The sequence below is a fragment of the Pediococcus ethanolidurans genome (assembly GCF_964062635.1).
Taxonomy (GTDB): domain Bacteria; phylum Bacillota; class Bacilli; order Lactobacillales; family Lactobacillaceae; genus Pediococcus; species Pediococcus ethanolidurans.
Map to the genome: position 1 here is coordinate 508,325 of NZ_OZ061250.1, position 18,862 is coordinate 527,186.

The following is an 18,862-nucleotide window of genomic DNA, read 5'->3' on the forward strand; positions in this document are numbered from 1 at the left end:
AATGTTTTTAGCACTTAGAGAAATCCGCCATGAAAAATTGCGTTATGGGTTAATTGTGGCGATGGTGGTACTCGTGAGTTATCTGGTTTTTGTGTTGAGTGGTTTGGCATACGGACTAGCGCAACAAAACACGCAGGCCATTTCGACGTGGAACGCTGAAAAGATTGCTTTGAATAGCGATGCCAATGAGAGTCTGGCGCAATCGTTGATTAGCAAGAAAACGGCTAATCAACTTAAATTAACTAGCCATGAAGCTTATATTGGCCAAGCTGGTGTGGTAGCCAAAGCTAAGGGTCAAGCGAAAATTTCGTCGCAATTTGTTGGTATTAACCGTGATGAATTCATTTATAAGCAACTCAAGGCCAGTTCTGGTCACAAGCCAACGCGCGCAAACCAGATTATGGTCGATAGTAGTTTTAAGGATAAAGGGTATCGGCTGGGTGACAAGGTTACCTTGAACACAGATGGTGGCAAGTATACAATTGTCGGTTTCACCAAGGATGCTAAGCTCAGCGTGGCGCCGGTCATCTATGGCACATTAGGGACATGGCGAACGTTGAGTAACCTAACGGATCATTTTCAAGCTGGTGGTGTGGTGTCGAATCGCGCTAATTATCAAGCGAAGACTAGTGGTTTGAAGACCTTAAAAATGAGTCAATTTATCAATAAATTACCGGGATATTCAGCACAGACAACGACCTTTACCTTCATGATTGCCTTTCTATTAGTGATCTCAATGGTTGTTATTGCGGTCTTCTTATATATCTTGACCATGCAAAAGTTACCAAACTATGGGGTGCTCCGCGCACAAGGTATTCCGGCCCGGGTATTAGTGACGACAACGGTTAGTCAGGCGCTCGTGCTAGTGATTTCAGGCCTGCTCATTGGGGCCGCCTTAACCGCTGCGACGGTTGTCATTTTACCGTTTGGTGTTCCGTTGAGCTTTAACGTACCGCTACTCAGTGGCGTGACAGCCGGAATTATCCTGACGGGTGTCGTTGGTGCCTTGATTCCGGTCAGAGTGATTCTAAAAGTTGACCCCGTTCAGGTCATTGGATAGGAGGATTGAATATGCCAGCATTAACTTTAACGCATGTGACGAAAAAATTTGGTCACGATACGAGTGAAGTAACTGTTCTAAAAGATGTGAATTTTCAAGCAACGGCCGGTGAGGTCAGCCTAGTCATCGGACCGTCTGGGTCGGGTAAGAGTACCTTTCTAACGATTGCCGGAGGAATTCAGACGCCGACTACTGGGGATGTACTGGTTCAAGATCAGGCCATGAATCAGCTATCACCGAAAAAGCGCGATGCTTTCCGTCTGAACAAAGTGGGCTTTATTCTACAAGCTTATAACCTGGTCCCTTACCTAACGGTTCAAGACCAATTTACGCTGGTCGATCGCGTGAAGGCGCAAGGTAATTTAAAGCACGATCAACTGACAGATCTACTTGACCAACTGGGGATTTCTAAGCTAGTCAACCGGTACCCCAACGAACTCTCCGGAGGTCAAACGCAGCGAGTGGCAATTGCTCGGGCACTATATCAAAATCCTGATATCATATTGGCCGATGAACCGACCGCTGCTTTGGATAGTGATCGAGTCAAAGTGGTCGGTCAACTCTTTCGGAATCTAGCCAAGCAGCATCACAAGGCAGTCGTGATTGTGACCCATGATATTCGTCTACGCGACTTCGCTGACAAAACGTATCAATTAATGGATGGAAAGTTGGCTTTGGATCAAGCAGAGGATTAGATGGCGCATTACAAAAAAATTTATAAAATGGCAAATTACAAGTTTAATCCGAACAAGCCCGGAATCTTTCAATGGCAGTCTGTTGATGATGTATTTTTAATGGTCGTTGATTAATTAGTTCAAGTGCTGCTAGGATCTCATCAGTCGTTACTTGGCTAAAATTGGTCTTTTTCGGGAAGAACCAGCGTAACCGTCTATTAAAATATTCATTGGAACCTCGCTCCCATGGTGAATATGGATGGCAAAAATAAACTTTGATCTGATAATCCTGTTCTAAGGCCTGATAATTGGCAAACTCTTTACCATGATCAACAGTAATGGATTTTACTTGGGGACCGAAGGCCCCCATAAACTTGCCAAAGGCGGTGTTTAGAGCCTTAGCCGTTCTATTAGGGGCTTTGATGGCCCATAGAAGTCGGGTCTTACGTTCTACGAATGTAACCAGACATGATCGTGACTCACTTCGACTAGAAAGCACCGTATCTACTTCCCAATGACCAAAAGCTAACCGTTGATTAACAGTTGTTGGCCGTTGTTCGATGGAAGTCCCACTTGTAAATTTCCCACGATTTTCGCTCACTCGGTGCTGGCGGACATTCCGATTGGGTAGATCAGTCAATTTGAAGGGGAGCCAGCCACGATTAAGCCAATTATAAATTGACGCAGTGCTCAAGTTATAAGCGGCCGCAATGGTTTCTGGTGACCAGGTTAATCGTAAGTGATTGGTAATTAAAGTCGCTAATGCTGCCGTCAGCATCGAACGACGACCGCAATTCCGCCTTTTGCGATCTGCATCTTGCTGAGCTAATTCTGGATCATAAGGTTTAACCCGGTCCAACTCATAGCTAATCGTAGCTTTGGCGACGCCTAAGGCGTCAGCCATTACTTGGTAAGATTTATTCCCCTCATTGACCAGTTGTGCTAGTGCGCCACGTTGAAAACGTGATAAAGTAGATGTACCCAAAGTAATCACTCCCTATATTGGTTGGAATTAGCTACTACCATTGTAAGTGATTGCTTTGGGCTTTTTAATTTCTGTTCGGATTAATTATAGAATTTGCCATTGGTAAAGTGTGACTTTCGATTTAGACTATGTTACTATAAACTTCATAGAAAAAGGAACCAGTACGCCAACGCTGATTCCCTTCTGCATGTCACTTAGAGTGGTGACACGTATATGAAAGCACTAAGGAAGTTAACCTCATTCGACTTCTTTGGTGCTTTTCATTTATCATATTTTGTCTTCAAGGCATGCCACAACCGCTTTAAGTCCAAATATGTACAGTTAAAAAATTCGAAACCGCCCTTTTTCTCAATAATCGTATATGGCAATTTATTAGCAAGCTTATTTAAATCAGCAGCAGATAAGCCAAGCTTTTTCGCCTTGATCGCAATTTTTTCTGTAGTTTTACTCTAGGAAGTCCAAAAAGCAGGTCCGGAATTGAAAAAGATATAGCATCAATTATGAAGCCAAATACGAATTTAATAACATTTACCATCACATTACCACCTAGCACGCCACTTAACTATCAACAGAATTTGAAAAAACACAATATCATTTGTTATTGTTGATTAATCCAACGTATGTTACGCTTATTTCCGTTCCTAATTCCATTGGGATTCCAAAAATTATAGCCATCCAAGAAGATACCCTCATAATAACTTCTTAGATGGCTTTTTTGTATAACAACAAGTACTAACCCTTTAAGTGGAAAATTCTCACTACCTGGTTTAACACAACCGGAACGATGTATCCAATTACACACAAGATAATACCGGTTTTTTGAATGACCGTTAAGTCTTTAAAATCATGCCAGAACCCCACAACTAGACAAATAACCCCAATTAAAATTAAGAATGGAATTAAAACTGCAATATTAACCCAATTAATCATGTGATCACCTCATCTATTAGCTATACCGATTCTTACTTTACATAAGATGGCTTATCCCAAGTAAACCCTTCATGCCCTGATAAAACAACGATCCGTTATTTGGCCTTTGTGAAAATTGCCGGTGTGGGATTGGTATAGGTGAAAATCGCCCGAAAAATCAGAAAATCCACTTTGTGAAGTTAGCCATTCAAACGGCTATACCTTTACCTATAATCAGTGTATAAACCAATGAAAATTATTCTAATTTTCATTGTATCCAAATTTTTTATTTCTGGAATCAAACACTTTCTTCCACCAAGACTCACGACGCAAAATAAATGAATCATCCACTCTTGAATTATAATTTTCTAATATTGAATATTGAAAATTCTTTTTCACATATTCAAATCCAGCTTCTTTAATAAGCTCCTGAAGGCACTTATTCCCACCGTGACCATTACTAATGTAGCTTCTCCATCTATCTAAAAGCATGCCGTTTTTACTAGTTGCAGAACCAACATATAGCTTTCCATTAGATACATCACGAATTAAATATACCGCTTTTTGATTTGAAAGAGCGGTAATCCACTCACTTTTATCTTTTTCTAATACCAACTTTAACTGCTGATATGAAAGGCATACACTATCATAACCTGGAAAACCATCATTCTTATATACATCTGGTAAAACTTGAGAAACAACCAATTTTTCAAGTTTACTTTCCGCGTTAATAACTGAAGCTTGGAAATCTTTATGATATTTAATTAAAACCCTTCCATATAATGGACGATACCGTTTTAATTCCTTTCCAGCATAATTTATTCCATGAATTACACCTAACTCTTCCGTAACTAATTTAACTGTTGTCAGAAGATAAATATCTCCCTTTACTCTAACCAAATTAATTGCAACATCATTAACATTAAAATAACGTTTCTGATTTCTCCAAAATAACCATTGATTATTAATCAGCTCAGGATTCGCTTGAAACACGTCTATTGGATCTTCTTCGGTATTCCATTGATTAAACTTAATTTTTACATTTTCTAGGTTAGACAAACCTAACAAATCATTTAAATAAATAGCATGTGTACTCAACAAAAAAACTCCTAACCTGAAGTGAACCCTTAAAATTGGACAAATTGTTAAGCTGCTTTTTGAACGGCGAGTTCTCGGTATTTTACCGGGGGCTTGCCGTTTAATTTTGTTTTGATACGACGGTTGTTATAGAAGTCTATCCAATCTTTCATTGCTTGAATTAGGCTAGTTTTATCTTCAAAATGTTCATCCATCATTTCTGCTTTCATAATATGAAAGAATGACTCCATTACTGCATTATCAAGGCAAGTCGCTTTACGAGACATACTTTGGAATGCATGATGTTCTTTCAAGAGCGTTCGCCATTGGCGATGTTGATACTGAAAGCCTTGGTCAGTATGAACTGTTGTCCGATAATTTAGTGCCGGAAGTCCTTCTAAAGCTTCTTTGAGCGGTTTAATGGCGAATTCAACTGTTGGATGTTCACTTATATTAAATGCTAAAATTTCTCCAGAGAATAAATCTAGTACCGGTTCCAAATAAACGCGTTCATTTGTTCCCATAGATCCATATCGAAATTCACTGACGTCTGCTACAAGTTTTTGATAGGGTCTGTCGGTCTTAAAGCGACGCTTTAACCGATTAGGGGCAATCCTACCAACTAATCCTTTATACGAGTTATATTTACGAGTTTGGCGATTAAAGGCATGACATATCCAGGCATGTTCTTGCATAATACGTAAAACCCGCTTGTGATTTATCTGAAATCCTAAATCATGCAGAGCACTTGTAATTCGACGGTACCCGTACTTCTTTGTGTATTTTAAATCTTGTTGTCGAATTTCATCAATTGCTTGAATAACTTGATCGTCATTGAATTTTCGACCTTCATGATTTCGAGTGTAGTAATACGTGCTACGCGGTATTTTAATTACTTTGAGAATCAATTTAATTGATACTTGGAATATTTGCCTCAACTCAGTCGCTATTTTCGAGATTTCCTTTGTGCTGATTTTTTCCGAGCTAAGGCTTCTAATTTTTTTAAGTATTCATTCTCAATCTTCAACATTTGATTCTCTTTTTGGAGTTGCTTTAAAGTATCTTTTGTTGTTGAGTTGTCCTTTTGGACAACTGGTTTAGCGTTCTCATTCTTGTGTTTTGCCATATTTTTCGAGTTGCCTCGCTTTCGCTCAAGCCCTTTAATTCCTAATGTCTCAAATCGCTTTTCCCATTGCCAAATTGTACTTGGCGAGGATAAATTAAAGTGTAAGGCGGTTACTGGAAGTGAGGCCTGATTTTGTTTCCTCCAGTTTAATACATCAACTTTAAACTGACTAGTGTATTCTAAGTCCATGGCTTTTGGCTGAAGTCCTTTAATACCAAATCTTTCAAATCGCTGAATCCAAATTGAAACGGTAGCCTTGCTGCCAATCCCATACTTTCTCGCTAGTGAATAAGCTGCCTGACCACTTAAATACTCGGTGACAATCTTAACTTTAAAATCGAAATTAAATTTACTCATAAATGAAACCCCCAAAATTGGATTTTTCTGTCCAACCTTGGGGGTTCACTTTAACCATTATGAATTTAATGTTGACGGGTTATGGTTTTCCATTTAGTTTAGAGGGAGTGACGTTTTGAGCGCAGAATTGTTCCCTGGAATCAGCTATTTGGAATAACTGAACCAGAGTACAATTCTACTACTAAAAGTTTCCCCTTAGTTCGTCGGTCGTTAACGCCCGTCGCTTGTCTGTACAATTGCGGTATTGCTACCACCACTCATTATAAACCTACGTTTTCGGTTTAACCTACTAAAAAACGCCCTAGTAGGCGTTGACGATACGTATTTATGTTTGTTCGATCACCAACTAATCAATGGCACCAAGCCGAAGCTTCGTTTTACCACCCGCGCCGTTAATGGTCGCGCTCACCATTCACCACCCAGCCGTACAGATAACCTTGTTGTGGTATAGCCAGACTTATTGACGTCGCACTGGCAAACGTGTCCCCTTAATATTTATACTCTAGCTTGTCCCCTAGAATGGTCCGCGAGAAGCAATTGAATGGTTAGTGTAAGGTTTTCCTAGATGGTCAATAAAATTCTAGGAATATTCATTTTGAGTTGAATATATAGAAAAAGACCTGTAGCCTTTTAATCGACGAAGATTAAAGGAAAGGATACAGGTCTTTCATGTATATTTTAGCAGATTTTATTGAATCATTGGGAAATTTAGACAGTTTATTTGATTTAGAGGAGCAGGTAATTCTTCATCTTAGGAAGTCATTCCAGCTGGTTGTAGCTGAATATCTGAGGCAATTAGATGAAACGCTCGTTCCATCAATTCCGGCGGAAAATACATTCATTAATCGACAGGCTAGAACAATTGAGTTTATGTTTGGGGCCGTTAATTTTGAAAGAAGATGTTATCTTCGACCAAATGGAAGCTATTACTTCCCGTTGGATGAACAGCTTCAGTTGGAAGAAAGAAAAAGAATTTCACCTTATTTTAAAAGTGTCGTTGCCAAAATTAGGCAAACGACAACGATGAGAAATACGGCAGCGATGATCAATCTGGCCAGTCAGACGGATATTAGTGCTTGGTCAGTAGACCGAATTATCAGAGACATGGCAGATACCGTGAAGACAGAAGAAAAATCGTCCGAAAAGAAAATAGTTAAGAGACGAAAAGTTGAGAACTTAGTGGTTGAAGGCGATGCCTTTGAGATACACAAAATTAATCGACGAAGACAGGACGTCCACCATTACATTGTTTTTGAATCAGGTTTAGATGGAACAAGATCAAACAAAGTTGAATTCGTTGGTATCAATCAAAAAAAGGTTCAAAAACGAGTAACTGACTACATTGAGAAGTATTATAGAATCAGTGAAATGACCGTGTTTACAGCAAGTGATGGTGGCCCAGGGTATAATCCGGAAAGTATGCGAGAAATAGTTCCGAGTGCTCAAAGAGTTGAATTTACTATCGATCGGTATCACTTTGTCAAAAAGATTAAACAAACCTTTGGTTTATTTAATCCATTGGTTGAAAAAGGCCGTTAAGAGCGTTAGCTTGTATGATCAGAATCAGTTAAACGTTATTTTAGATACGTTTGAGTCGCAAATTAAAACTGATAAGGAGCTTGAGAGCCTAAGAACCCTAAGGCAATATTTGGCAAGAAATTGGCAGTTTATAAAGTCTCCACACGATCGTGGCTTCATGAAGATCGGCAAATTAGGATCCATTGAAAGCTCACACAGAGCGTATACGTATCGGATGAAAAAGCAAGGTAAAGTATGGTCCGAAAAAGGCCTTGAAGCTATGTTGAAATTAATTGAAGCTCGGGTAAACGGTAAGCTGAATAAATACTTACGTGGTGGTTTAAGAAAGTTACAAGAGATAAGGATTGAGATAGCGACGGAACCATTGAAGACGTTGAGTTCAGCCCAGCTGAGCAGCAAGCACCATTCTAAGCATATTGGCGTTCTTGCAGGTAAAATACCAGTTGATGCCCCAACAAGTAGCCCCATCGGAGCAATAGCAAAAATATTTTCAAACTAAGAATTATGTATAAATATTTGGTTGATTATAAGGTACCTAGGAAAACTTGACACATACGAAAGTCCGTCATCGTTGACAAAGCTCCAAGAACCATTGTCGCCTTCACTTGCGTTCAAGTCATCTAGTGATGTACCTCCAAAATTATCATCCCCATTGCCTCGAGATTTAGCCCAGTTTCTTAGAATCTCCTTGGCTTGGGACTCAGTTAAGGCTGTAGAACTAGTTGTAGACTGAGAAGAAGAATCCATGTCATCATTAGTAGAGTTTGCCGTTGTGTCCTTATTTTGAGTAATTAATTTTTGTTCAGTCAAATTATTTGAACTGGCAATGTTATGTGTAAATTTAGTATAGGCCAACTTATTGTCAGAGTTCAGGTACTCAATGTAGCTATCACCTAAAGTACCCTGTTCGGGCATTTTTTGAAATAGCTGGTTGATACTATTTGTCTCACCGGCCTTGATTGTTAGAGTGCCTGTTTTATCAGATATAATTTTATTTGATGGCAGGACACAAATGAATTTAGACTGGTCAAATTTGATGTTCTTATTCGTGCTATTCTTAATGGTAGCAGACACAACATAGACAGGGTCTGCCGTATTGTCCTCGGTGTCATCTTGATTTAGCTTAAAAGTAAATTTAACATTTCTTTTGGCGCTATTTGATAAATTCTGAAAGTAACTGGTCTTAACAGTGCGTGTGCTGGTTTTAGAGCTAGATTCCTTTTGACTGCTACTATTAGTAGTACATCCGCTAAGTAACAAGGTTAGCATAGTTGCACTTAATATTAATGACTTTTTCATCTTGTATAACTCCAATCTGGCTATTTATTCATCATCGTTGTCAACGTTATTGTGATAATAGGTGTCTAAGTTAGAAACATTCTCAGAATAATAATTGATTGACATCTTTTCTTGCCACTGAGCGGGGTTGTGTCCCTTTACTTTTGCCACTTTATCTACCACTTGTCTGCACCAGTTTTTGTTGCTTATATCAATAGCATACATTGACTTATTTGGTGCATTGTCGACTGATTCAAGATAGCAGAAATGGGTCTTATGTGTCTTTAAGTCTTTGATAGGAAAGACATATCTCTTGGTACGTGTGTTTGTATATAAATAAACTACCTTATCGTTAGTTGACATTACAAGTGGGTGTGCGACGCCATATGCAAATATAAAGCTATCCATAATTTTAGCGTTGTGTTCCCAGATTGTATCCGTATCCATACTGCCATCTGGCAATTTAGTGACGTGCTTGTAAAGTCCCCAGATTGCAAGCAATAAAATAATAATGATAATGAACTTATGTGACTTTTTTGGTGTCGCTTCTTCCTTCTTTTCTTCTTGCAAGACTAAATTCCTCCAATATTTTTGAGCTATTTACAATCTACCACATAATCAAAATATTTTTTGATCATGAACCGTACAGTGTGCTCTTCTCAATTGATAACAAGGCCTTTGGTGCAAACTGTGAGCTGGGTCCTGGGAGCTTGCTTCCATTCATTAAAAGTCCCGTTTATCGTCTCTTAGTGCAGCTTAAAATACCAACGGTGGGCCCATTTTAGCCACCTCGCATGAATCTTTATATTCAACACAATTTGTAGATCAATCAGATCGTCCACCAATTTGCACGGACACCACATATAGTGCTATAATGATCGCCTAACCACTATATATAGAAAAAGGGCGATGATTAGTTACGGAAACCATAAATATTCTCTACATCAGTTTGAGCGGCAACACGAAATATTTTATTAGCAGACTGACAACATACTTTGAGAAAGAACGTCATGTTCGGGTTAGTTCAATTAATGTTAAAGAACACCCTGAATTCACCACTCTTGACCAGCCGTTTGTTACCTTCCTACCAGCCTTTCTTAAAGGTGGTAATGGGGTTAATGACGGTTATACTGAAATATTAACCACTATTTTGGGAGATTACCTCGCGTACGAAGGCAATTACCAGCATTGCTACGGTATTATCGGTAGCGGTAATCGTAATTTTAATAAGCAGTTTGCACTCACGGCTAAACAATATGCTAAACGCTTCGATTTTCCTTACATTACCGATTTTGAGCTACGTGGCACCGCACACGACATTCCTCGCATTGCCGATGCCATCTTAACCTATCGCAATCAATTTTGTTTTCAAACAACGAAGGAGTAATCCCTAATGGTAACTAGCACCCCAGAAATGGAAAATACCTATTTTTACTTAAATAACCTCGTAAATATCCCAAGCAACGGAGAAATTCCGCTACATTATGATCAAGAAGCCCTAAAGGCTTATTTCGAAGAGACAGTTAAACCGAAGACCAAGCAATTTGATTCGTTAAATGCCAAGTTAAATTACTTGGTTGACAAAGATTATATCGATCCAAGTATCCTGGAACAATACTCTCACAAGTTTGTGCAGTCCTTGTTCGACCAAATGAGAGACCATCACTTTCGTTTTCGCAGCTTTCTCGGTGCCTACAAGTTCTACACACAATATGCCATGAAAACTAATGATGGCCAGCAATTTTTGGAAGACTTTGTCGATCGCGTCGTCTTCAATGCCCTCTATCTCGCTAATGGTGATGAACAACTTGCCAATGACATTGCCGATGAATTGATTTCACAACGTTATCAGCCTGCCACCCCCACGTTTCTCAACGCGGGTAAAAAACGGCGCGGTGAAATGGTATCATGTTTTTTAATCGATGTGGCCGACTCCATGCTCTCAATTGGACGCGGCGTTAATTCTGCCCTTCAACTATCTCGAATCGGTGGGGGCGTCGGCGTTAACCTGTCAAACTTGCGCGCCTCAGGTGATCCTATTAAGCAGATTTCCAACACCTCGTCTGGCGTTGTACCAGTGATGAAGTTACTTGAAGACTCATTTAGCTACAGTAACCAACTTGGGCAACGGAACGGCGCCGGAGTGGTTTATCTCAACGTCTTCCATCCTGACATCTTACATTTTCTGGATACCAAAAAGGAAAATGCGGACGAAAAAATTCGGGTGAAGACCTTGTCCCTCGGTTTGATTGTTCCTGATAAGTATTATGAATTACTCAAGACTAACGAACCAATGTATCTTTTTAGTCCCTATGATGTCGAACGTGAATATCGTACGCCATTTGCTTACATCGATATCACCAAAGAATATAACAACATGGTCGCTAACCCCAATATTAAGAAGTCAGTTTTTAACGCGCGGAAACTAGAACAAAAGATTTCTCAACTCCAACAAGAATCTGGTTATCCTTACATCTTGAACATTGATACGGCCAACCAAACTAACCCTGTCGATGGCAAAATTATTATGAGTAACCTTTGTAGTGAGATCTTACAGCCTCAAGAACCGTCAAAACTTGATGATGACCTATCGTACAAGACAATTGGTACCGATATTTCATGTAATCTCGGATCAACTAATATCATGAATATGATTGACTCGCCGGACTTCGGTCACTCAGTTGAGGTTGCTGTTCGTGCGCTCACCCTCGTAACTGACACAACCGACGTTAAGGAAGTACCGACTGTTAAACATGGTAACGAACTTTACCACACGATTGGATTAGGGGCTATGGGTCTGCATACTGCCCTTGCACGCCACCAAATTGAGTATGGCTCACCAGAGGCCCTTGAATTTACTGATGCCTACTTCCTAGCTTTAAACTACTATTCACTCGTTACGAGCAATCGAATTGCCCGTGAACGCCACGAAACCTTCGCTAAATTTGACCAATCAAAGTACGCTAATGGCAGTTACTTCGATCAATACTTGAACGCAGACTTTAAATTTAAGAGTACCAAAGTTGCAAAAATCTTCAAAAATATTAAATTACCATCTGTTACAGATTGGAAGGCACTCAAGCAAGCTGTGATTACTGGCGGCCTTTATCATCGTAATAGACTCGCTGTGGCACCGAACGGGTCAATTTCATACGTCAATGAAACAAGTGCATCACTTCATCCAATCACACAATTAGTAGAACAACGTCAGGAAAATAAGGTAGGCTCAATCTTCTATCCAGCACCTTACCTGTCTAACGAAACTTTGCCTTACTACACACCCGCATATGATATTGATCAACGAAAAATTATTGACACCTATGCCGTAGCTCAAAAGCACATTGATCAAGGCATGAGTCTGACACTATTTATGCGTTCAGTTTTGAAACCTGACCTTTACGAGTGGAAGGACAATAACAATTTAAAGATGACAACCCGAGACCTTAACCGGTTACGGAATTACGCCTGGACAAAAGGCATTAAGTCACTTTATTACATTCGAACGTTTACAGAAGACGATGAAATTAAAACGGCAAATGAATGTGAATCATGCATGATCTAGGAAATTCACTTGGGGTCTTACCGTCCGTTTAACACACCGGCATACGTTATTGGGTCACAAGACCCATATACCCATGAATCCTAATTAAGGAGACGAACAAATAACGATGGACTATTTATACTACAAAGCAATTAACTGGGATGATATTAAAGATAATTTCGATAAATACATGTGGGAACGACTCACCACTAACTTTTGGTTGGACATTCGGATTCCCATCACGAATGATCAAACGGCTTGGCAACAGCTATCAGATACTCAACAACAGGCCATTACTCGTATGTTGGCAGGTACATCAATGTTAGCCGTCTACCAATCAGAAGTTGGCACCCCTGCTATTCGCCACGATCGGCGAACTCAACAAGAAGAATCCGTATTAAACACCATTACCTTTATGAAATCAGTCCATGCCAAAAGCTGTACGACCATTTTCCGGGCTCTGATTCCGGGTAACGGCGGTGAAAGTTTTACTTGGGCAGATGACAATGCCAATCTGCAAGCTGAAATTGACCAACTCGCTCAAACGAGCACCAATGGCACGGCTTTACAAAAAAAAGCCCTTTTTATTCTGACTGAAACTGGGCTCTCGTTTGGTAAATACTGGACAATACTTCAAACACAGGCTCTCGTCAATACTTACCAAATGTTGGCTAATATTCTCCGCGGTAGCGCCCTTTTTAGTGCTTATATTGGTTACAAATTTCGCCTCAGATTTGAAGAACTCACTGTAAGTGATCAAACCGAACTGCAGTATTGGATTAATACACAGTTTGATCAACTCATGCAAACTGAAAAAGACTTCTTAGAAGCTAACCTTGACGATGCCACCGAAGCCATCAATCTGGCCTCCTATGGTGCCAATCATGCATTAATGTCACTTGGCTTTAACGCTGTCTACGAAGTTCAACCGTCTTCACTAGTGGCGCAACTCAAAGAACTGATGATTGACCAAAATCAATTTTTGCAACAGGTAACGGCTGCAAACAATGAATCGGACACTGAAAAAATGACCGATGACGACTACGACTTTTAAGGAGTATTCAACTAATGAGCTATAAAACAATTAATTGGGACATTATCGAAGACGAACTTGACGAATATGTATGGGATAAAGCAACGGCACAATACTGGCTGGATACGCGAGTACCTGTTTCTAATGATTTACGGGACTGGCGGACACTCTCTGGCACCGAAAAATCGGTTATCAATCGGGTTGTGGGTGGATTAGCCTTGCTGGACACACTCCAATCTGAAGAAGGAGTCGACGTGATGCGGCCCGACGTTCGGACACGAAAAGAAGCAGCAGTCCTCAATGACTTTTTGATGATGGAGTCAATTCATGCCAAAAGCTACGGCACTATTTTGACATCTTTGAACGATCAAGCCACTGTTGACGAAGTGTTCAAATGGATGAACAATAATCCCAGAATGCAATACAAAGCCAAACGGATCAATGATATTTATCAAACGGGAAACAACCTTGAAAAGAAAGTTGCAAGCGTCTTTCTTGAAGGAATTTTGTACTACACCAACTTTTTTACCCCACTTTGGTACCGTGGTAACAATAAGCTGGCAAATCTTTCTGAAGTTATCAAACTGGTGATCCGCGATGAATCTGTTCATGGTACCTACCTCGGCTACAAATTTCAATTGGGATATAACGAGCTATCGGCGACTGAACAAAAAACATTCAAAAAGTGGATGGATGAGTTGCTCGACGATCTCCTTGAGAACGAGTTTGCGTTCACCGAAGAAGTTTACGCGCCGATTGGGTTAGCGGCAGACGTTAAACAATTCGTTCACTACAACGCCAACAAGGCGCTCCAAAATATGGGCTTTGAATCCCGCTTCCCCAATGCTGAGATTAAAGATATCAACCCAATCGTAATGAACGGAATTTCAACCGAAACGGCCAATCATGATTTCTTTTCACAAGTTGGTGCTGGCTATCTAATGGGTAATGCTGAAGCTATGAGTAGCGGCGACTATGACTTCTAACATAGGCTTCTAGGCATAATTAAAATAAAAAAAGGCTAATATCTACAGGAAATATTAAAGTAAAGCCCCCTGAGTTGTACTAGTCCCTGTCAAGTTGTCATTTGAAATAATATAAGTTTTGCTTTGCTTAAACGGCCTCATTCCAGTATTCCGCTGGGGTGAGGTCGTTTCTTGCTGGTGAACGATCTAGTTGATTAAAATAGTTGATGCCTTCTTCGACCAAGGCCACTAATTCTTTATAGGTAACTGGTTTAGCATGTCGATCAATCCAGCGCAATTTTAACTTGGATGTAAGCTGATTCCTGAGACAACTTTTAAGAGAGGGTATAATGAATAAATCGTCTCTCAAAAGGAAGGAATTTTTACATGCCAACTCATTACGACAAAGAATTCAAACAAAACATTATCAACCTATATAAGCAAGGCGAATCAGCTGCCCAACTGGCCAGAGAATATGGCATTGGCTATTCAACCGTTCATAAGTGGATCCAGGGCCAAGCCAAAACTCAATCCGGTAAATCGCCAGACGAAATTAAAGCGATGGAAAAGCGGCTGGCTTCCCTGTCTGAGGAGAACGAAATCCTAAAAAAGCCCTGGGCTTCCTTGCGCAGAAGTAACCAATATTTTTGATTACATTCACCAAGAAAGCCATAACCACCAGGTAACTAAGATGTGCCGAATCCTCGGTGTTTCCAGAGCTCAGTATTATCGTTATCGATCCCCAAAGCCTTCAAAACGCCGGGCCGAAGATGAGGACTTAAAACAACGGATTCTGCGGATCTTTGCGGAATTCAAGCAGCGATACGGCGTTATGAAGATCCACCATGAATTGAATCTGGAACTTCAACCACTGCAGCGTCGGTGCAGCCCAAGACGGATTTCCCGGCTCATGAAGGAACTGGATATCCACTCCATTACCGTCAATAAATGGAAAGCGGCTTCGGCTTCCAAAACCAAGGTTGAACAGCGGCCCAACTTGCTTAAGCAGGATTTCTCGACCACTGGTTTAAATCAAAAATGGACCGCTGATATGACCTATATTCAAACGAAGCGTAATGGCTGGTGTTACTTATCAACCATCATGGACCTGCACTCAAGACGAATTATCGGCTATTCATTCTCAAAGAAGATGGATATTGATTTAGTCTTAAAGACCCTGGAAAGCGCGGTTAAAATCGAACTATTACTGGGGAGCTGATTATCCACACAGACTTAGGATCACAGTACACCAGCGATGATTACAACCAACGGTTAACAGAACTACATATCCGCCACTCTTACAGCCGTAAGGGGTGTCCATACGATAATGCACCAATGGAATCTTTTCATGCTTCCCTCAAAAAGGAATGTGTTTATCCAGTGCCGGTCTTTGAAGATTATGAAACTGCCGCTGCCGTCCTTTTTGAATATGTGCATGCTTTCTACAATAGGAAGAGAATTCATAGTTCACTGGGCTACCAGACCCCCTTACAAGTTGAAATTGCAACACTTACGAGCCAAATGGCCGCCTGATTTAATGCTTTCCAGGGTTCAAATAAGTTATTAATCGCGATTAATGATTTATTTGGGCTGTGGAAGGTAAACGCGGTTCTGAATGTCTCTTAAAATCTGTCTCAAATATTGACTTCAATCCAGGAAAAGCAATACACAAATCTGATTAGTCACATTAGGTCAATTGAAAAGGAATTATTAGCTTTTTTGGCTTTTCCAGCCGCAATACGCCCAACCATTTATTCAACAAATATTATAGAATCGCTAAATAAAAAGATTAAACGCAAGACTAAAGCAAAAGAACAGTTTCCCAATGAAAAATCATTAGACAATTTCATTGGAGTGCAAGTAATTAGTTACAACGAAAAGAACTTTAATCGAATTCATCGTGGATTCGGACAAGTTAAGGATACATTAGAATCACTTTTCGACTGAAAAGATTTAATTTTATGGAGAAAGGGCAATCCCTTTTACACAAACTTCTTGACACTCCCTATTTCTAACGTTCATAATGAGTTTGAATCAATTTATTATAACCCGAATTGTCAAATTAAGTTAGAAATTTTTTAACTGTTCATCTGTAATCTGACTGATGAATGCTTCCAGAGGTGTCTGGTAACCCAAACTTTTTCGTGGGATGTGGTTTCGTCGACTGGCAACTGCTTGAACAAATCCATCTGATAGCTGGTCCATAATAAGATTGTGACGTAAACCATCTTTACGCAGCAGACCATTGGTGTTCTCATTTAAACCACGTTGATTGGGTGCTCCGACAGCGGCAAAGTAAATATTTAAATCAAATTGGTTAGCAATGGTTCGCCAACCGGCGAACTCCTTACCATTGTCAAACGTAATTGACTTAAATAGGTGTCGTGGCAGCTTCGAAAGCCATCCTGCTAAACTACGATTGACATCGTGTGCCGACTTGGTATGCGAATTCAGCACAATTGCGACCTTAGTTTGTCGTTCAACCAGCGTGGTTACCGCACCCTGATGGTTTTTACCTTGAACCGTGTCACCTTCTAAATGGCCGAATTATTGATTAAAATTAGGATAGTCCTGATAACGATTCTTTAAATCCCTGCCCAATTGACCCGCTTTCCCACGGCGTTCAATGTAACCATTAGGGTGCCGTTTGCCGTGCATCGGTAAATCTTTGGTCGACAACCCCAAAACACCGCGTTTGAAAAGGCGGTAAAGGGTTCGAACCCCACAGCTGAAAGCCCGTTCTTGGCGATTAATAATGGTATCTGGTTGCCAACCAGCTTGAGTTTTGGCTTGAATATAGGCCAGTTCATCAGGGCGTAGTTGAATTGGTTTACGCCCACAATGTTGTTTATGCTTTCGATAGTGGCATTGGTAATCAATAATCGTACCGCCAGCGTCAAGAAACCGATAAATACGATACACAGTTTCAGCACTCCGATGGAGCGCTGGGGCCACTAGATAAGCCTTTTTACCGAGTTTCCAAAAAGAATAAATTGTGGCAAGTTCGTCTATAGTAAGATGAGTATAGGTCATTTGTGATCAGCCTTTCTTTTGATTTTGACACTCAAAAGTCTATCACAAATGGCTTTTTAAATTTCTAACTTAATTTTACAAACCGGGGTATGAGGAGGTTTTTGTTTGGAATTTTTAGGTACCTTGGTGATCATCTTGATTGCAACTAGTCTATTTGGCCATCTAGCCTCTAGGGTTGGTATCCCAGCAGTGATCGGTCAATTATTTGTTGGAATTATTCTTGGCCCTGCGTTGTTGAATTGGGTTCGCGCCAATGATTTTATCCATATTTTTTCAGAGATTGGGGTTATCATCTTAATGTTTATCGCCGGACTTGAGAGTGATCTTACATTGCTTAAAAAATATTTGCGTCCTAGCATAATTGTCGCGTTGTTAGGAGTTTTGATTCCAATGGTACTGATCTATCCAGTTGGTATTGTTTTTGGCTTGACACAATTTGAAAGCTTGTTTTTGAGCGTTATTTTTGCCGCAACGTCGGTTTCAATTTCAGTTGCTGTCATGAAAGAACTAAATTTACTTGATAGTAAGAGCGGTTCAACAGTCCTCGGTGCCGCGGTGGTTGACGATGTGCTAGCTGTCGTTTTACTTAGCATTATGGTCAGTTTAATAGGTACAAAGGCTGGTACGGATACCCAGATACCGCTAGCTCTGACTTTTTTAGAGCAGCTAATTTACTTTGCCGCAATTTATTTCGTGATGCGTTTTATCGCCCCTCTCCTCGCTAGACTAGGCACCAAATTATTGAATCCAGTGGGACCTACTATAATGGCGATGATTTTGTGTTTTGGTATGGCATATATTGCAAATCTGATTGGACTGAGTGCAGTAATTGGGGCCTTTTTTGCAGGAATTGCGATTGCACAAACTCATGTAGCTCATGAAGTTGATCAAAGTATCGAACCAATCGGTTATGCGATTTTCATTCCTGTATTCTTCGTTTCAATTGGTTTAAGTATGTCACTAGCTGGCATAGAACACGATTTGTTATTAATTATCGTATTGACAATTGTGGCAACACTGACGAAACTATTAGGAGCGGGGAGTGGGGCTAAATGGGCCGGATTCAGTTCGAATGAAGCTTACCTCGTTGGTGCAGGGATGGTCTCGCGTGGGGAAATGGCCTTGATTATCGCTCAAATAGGCTACCAATCCAAACTAATCAGTGATGATTACTATTCGGCAATTATCACTGCCATTATCCTAACAACGTTATTAGCACCATTACTACTCAAACATGCGGCTCGTCATATAAACTACTAAAACATTTTAGCGGTATGACACCCCT

The 18,862-nt window shown here is 40.3% G+C and carries 18 protein-coding genes and 3 pseudogenes; 12 read left to right on the forward strand and 9 right to left on the reverse strand.

What is annotated here, in order from left to right:
* Window position 1 precedes the first annotated feature (1 nt).
* On the forward strand, window positions 2-1,060 hold the full coding sequence (locus AB3219_RS02515) for an ABC transporter permease (RefSeq protein WP_216753829.1): 1,059 nt from the start codon (window positions 2-4) through the stop codon (window positions 1,058-1,060).
* Window positions 1,061-1,071: 11 nt separating this feature from the next.
* Window positions 1,072-1,755, forward strand: a complete 684-nt coding sequence (locus AB3219_RS02520; protein WP_021742060.1) for an ABC transporter ATP-binding protein — start codon at window positions 1,072-1,074, stop codon at window positions 1,753-1,755.
* 43 nt (window positions 1,756-1,798) lie between these two features.
* On the opposite strand, the gene AB3219_RS02525 is transcribed toward AB3219_RS02520, so the two are convergent.
* The 5 genes from AB3219_RS02525 to AB3219_RS02545 all read right to left on the reverse strand — a co-directional run bounded on the left by AB3219_RS02525 (window position 1,799) and on the right by AB3219_RS02545 (window position 6,188).
* Window positions 1,799-2,719 carry an IS30-like element ISLsa1 family transposase gene (locus AB3219_RS02525; RefSeq protein ID WP_011373852.1) on the reverse strand — a complete coding sequence of 307 codons (921 nt, stop codon included), beginning with the start codon at window positions 2,717-2,719 and terminating at the stop codon, window positions 1,799-1,801.
* Window positions 2,720-3,451: 732 nt separating this feature from the next.
* A complete protein-coding gene (locus AB3219_RS02530; protein ID WP_041816190.1) occupies window positions 3,452-3,649 on the reverse strand; it encodes a hypothetical protein in 198 nt (65 codons plus the stop codon).
* A 240-nt stretch (window positions 3,650-3,889) separates the two neighbouring features.
* Window positions 3,890-4,726 (reverse strand): GIY-YIG nuclease family protein, encoded by an 837-nt coding sequence (locus AB3219_RS02535; RefSeq protein ID WP_367369271.1) that lies wholly within the window; start codon window positions 4,724-4,726, stop codon window positions 3,890-3,892.
* A gap of 47 nt (window positions 4,727-4,773) precedes the next feature.
* Window positions 4,774-5,715, reverse strand: a complete 942-nt coding sequence (locus AB3219_RS02540; protein ID WP_308704609.1) for an IS3 family transposase — start codon at window positions 5,713-5,715, stop codon at window positions 4,774-4,776.
* Complete coding sequence (locus AB3219_RS02545) at window positions 5,652-6,188, reverse strand: helix-turn-helix domain-containing protein (protein WP_057785073.1); 537 nt, start codon at window positions 6,186-6,188, stop codon at window positions 5,652-5,654. Before AB3219_RS02545 ends, AB3219_RS02540 begins: the two co-directional genes overlap by 64 nt.
* A 669-nt stretch (window positions 6,189-6,857) precedes the next feature.
* On the opposite strand from AB3219_RS02545, the pseudogene AB3219_RS02550 reads away from it, so the two are divergent.
* Window positions 6,858-8,226, forward strand: a pseudogene (locus tag AB3219_RS02550) (ISLre2 family transposase).
* Here the strand turns inward: AB3219_RS02550 and AB3219_RS02555 are convergent.
* Both AB3219_RS02555 and AB3219_RS02560 read right to left on the reverse strand, forming a co-directional pair.
* Complete coding sequence (locus AB3219_RS02555) at window positions 8,223-9,026, reverse strand: hypothetical protein (protein ID WP_260365974.1); 804 nt, start codon at window positions 9,024-9,026, stop codon at window positions 8,223-8,225. The pseudogene AB3219_RS02550 and the gene AB3219_RS02555 overlap by 4 nt on opposite strands.
* A 24-nt stretch (window positions 9,027-9,050) precedes the next feature.
* Window positions 9,051-9,575 carry a hypothetical protein gene (locus AB3219_RS02560; RefSeq protein WP_211758715.1) on the reverse strand — a complete coding sequence of 175 codons (525 nt, stop codon included), beginning with the start codon at window positions 9,573-9,575 and terminating at the stop codon, window positions 9,051-9,053.
* Between the two features lie 358 nt (window positions 9,576-9,933).
* On the opposite strand from AB3219_RS02560, the gene nrdI reads away from it, so the two are divergent.
* From nrdI to nrdF, 4 genes are all read left to right on the forward strand, one after another.
* Window positions 9,934-10,392 carry a class Ib ribonucleoside-diphosphate reductase assembly flavoprotein NrdI gene (gene nrdI / locus AB3219_RS02565; protein ID WP_072533468.1) on the forward strand — a complete coding sequence of 153 codons (459 nt, stop codon included), beginning with the start codon at window positions 9,934-9,936 and terminating at the stop codon, window positions 10,390-10,392.
* 27 nt (window positions 10,393-10,419) lie between these two features.
* Window positions 10,420-12,567 (forward strand): class 1b ribonucleoside-diphosphate reductase subunit alpha, encoded by a 2,148-nt coding sequence (nrdE, locus tag AB3219_RS02570; RefSeq protein ID WP_367369452.1) that lies wholly within the window; start codon window positions 10,420-10,422, stop codon window positions 12,565-12,567.
* Between the two features lie 106 nt (window positions 12,568-12,673).
* On the forward strand, window positions 12,674-13,600 hold the full coding sequence (locus tag AB3219_RS02575; RefSeq protein WP_260365730.1) for a ribonucleotide-diphosphate reductase subunit beta: 927 nt from the start codon (window positions 12,674-12,676) through the stop codon (window positions 13,598-13,600).
* 14 nt (window positions 13,601-13,614) lie between these two features.
* The gene (gene nrdF / locus AB3219_RS02580) at window positions 13,615-14,565 is read left to right on the forward strand and encodes a class 1b ribonucleoside-diphosphate reductase subunit beta (RefSeq protein ID WP_260274883.1); all 951 of its coding nucleotides are present in this window, start codon (window positions 13,615-13,617) and stop codon (window positions 14,563-14,565) included.
* 127 nt (window positions 14,566-14,692) lie between these two features.
* Here nrdF and AB3219_RS02585 read toward each other — a convergent pair whose 3' ends face one another.
* On the reverse strand, window positions 14,693-14,842 hold the full coding sequence (locus AB3219_RS02585) for a hypothetical protein (protein WP_260274882.1): 150 nt from the start codon (window positions 14,840-14,842) through the stop codon (window positions 14,693-14,695).
* 89 nt (window positions 14,843-14,931) lie between these two features.
* Here AB3219_RS02585 and AB3219_RS02590 point away from each other — a divergent pair, with 89 nt between their 5' ends.
* The 4 genes and pseudogenes from AB3219_RS02590 to AB3219_RS02605 form a co-directional block, all read left to right on the forward strand.
* Complete coding sequence (locus AB3219_RS02590) at window positions 14,932-15,195, forward strand: transposase (RefSeq protein ID WP_367369272.1); 264 nt, start codon at window positions 14,932-14,934, stop codon at window positions 15,193-15,195.
* A gap of 40 nt (window positions 15,196-15,235) precedes the next feature.
* Entirely contained in the window at window positions 15,236-15,763 is a 528-nt protein-coding gene (locus AB3219_RS02595) for an IS3 family transposase (RefSeq protein WP_367369273.1), read from the forward strand.
* Between the two features lie 68 nt (window positions 15,764-15,831).
* On the forward strand, window positions 15,832-16,077 hold the full coding sequence (locus AB3219_RS02600; RefSeq protein ID WP_225426371.1) for an integrase core domain-containing protein: 246 nt from the start codon (window positions 15,832-15,834) through the stop codon (window positions 16,075-16,077).
* A 126-nt stretch (window positions 16,078-16,203) separates the two neighbouring features.
* Window positions 16,204-16,491: pseudogene (locus AB3219_RS02605) on the forward strand (transposase); the annotation flags it as partial.
* Window positions 16,492-16,611: 120 nt separating this feature from the next.
* On the opposite strand, the pseudogene AB3219_RS02610 reads toward AB3219_RS02605, so the two are convergent.
* Window positions 16,612-17,577 (reverse strand): annotated as a pseudogene (locus AB3219_RS02610) (IS30 family transposase).
* 105 nt (window positions 17,578-17,682) lie between these two features.
* On the opposite strand from AB3219_RS02610, the gene AB3219_RS02615 reads away from it, so the two are divergent.
* The gene (locus tag AB3219_RS02615; protein WP_105450232.1) at window positions 17,683-18,837 is read left to right on the forward strand and encodes a cation:proton antiporter; all 1,155 of its coding nucleotides are present in this window, start codon (window positions 17,683-17,685) and stop codon (window positions 18,835-18,837) included.
* Window positions 18,838-18,862 lie beyond the last annotated feature (25 nt).

Excerpts from the sequence above, each read along its gene's own strand:
- AB3219_RS02595 (WP_367369273.1), top strand. The coding sequence starts at position 15,236 with ATGTGCCGAATCCTCGGTGTTTCCAGAGCTCAGTATTATCGTTATCGA.
- nrdF (WP_260274883.1), top strand. The coding sequence starts at position 13,615 with ATGAGCTATAAAACAATTAATTGGGACATTATCGAAGACGAACTTGAC.
- AB3219_RS02515 (WP_216753829.1), top strand. The coding sequence starts at position 2 with ATGTTTTTAGCACTTAGAGAAATCCGCCATGAAAAATTGCGTTATGGG.
- AB3219_RS02555 (WP_260365974.1), bottom strand. The coding sequence starts at position 9,026 with ATGAAAAAGTCATTAATATTAAGTGCAACTATGCTAACCTTGTTACTT.
- nrdE (WP_367369452.1), top strand. The coding sequence starts at position 10,420 with ATGGAAAATACCTATTTTTACTTAAATAACCTCGTAAATATCCCAAGC.
- AB3219_RS02530 (WP_041816190.1), bottom strand. The coding sequence starts at position 3,649 with ATGATTAATTGGGTTAATATTGCAGTTTTAATTCCATTCTTAATTTTA.
- AB3219_RS02520 (WP_021742060.1), top strand. The coding sequence starts at position 1,072 with ATGCCAGCATTAACTTTAACGCATGTGACGAAAAAATTTGGTCACGAT.
- AB3219_RS02590 (WP_367369272.1), top strand. The coding sequence starts at position 14,932 with ATGCCAACTCATTACGACAAAGAATTCAAACAAAACATTATCAACCTA.
- AB3219_RS02575 (WP_260365730.1), top strand. The coding sequence starts at position 12,674 with ATGGACTATTTATACTACAAAGCAATTAACTGGGATGATATTAAAGAT.
- AB3219_RS02545 (WP_057785073.1), bottom strand. The coding sequence starts at position 6,188 with ATGAGTAAATTTAATTTCGATTTTAAAGTTAAGATTGTCACCGAGTAT.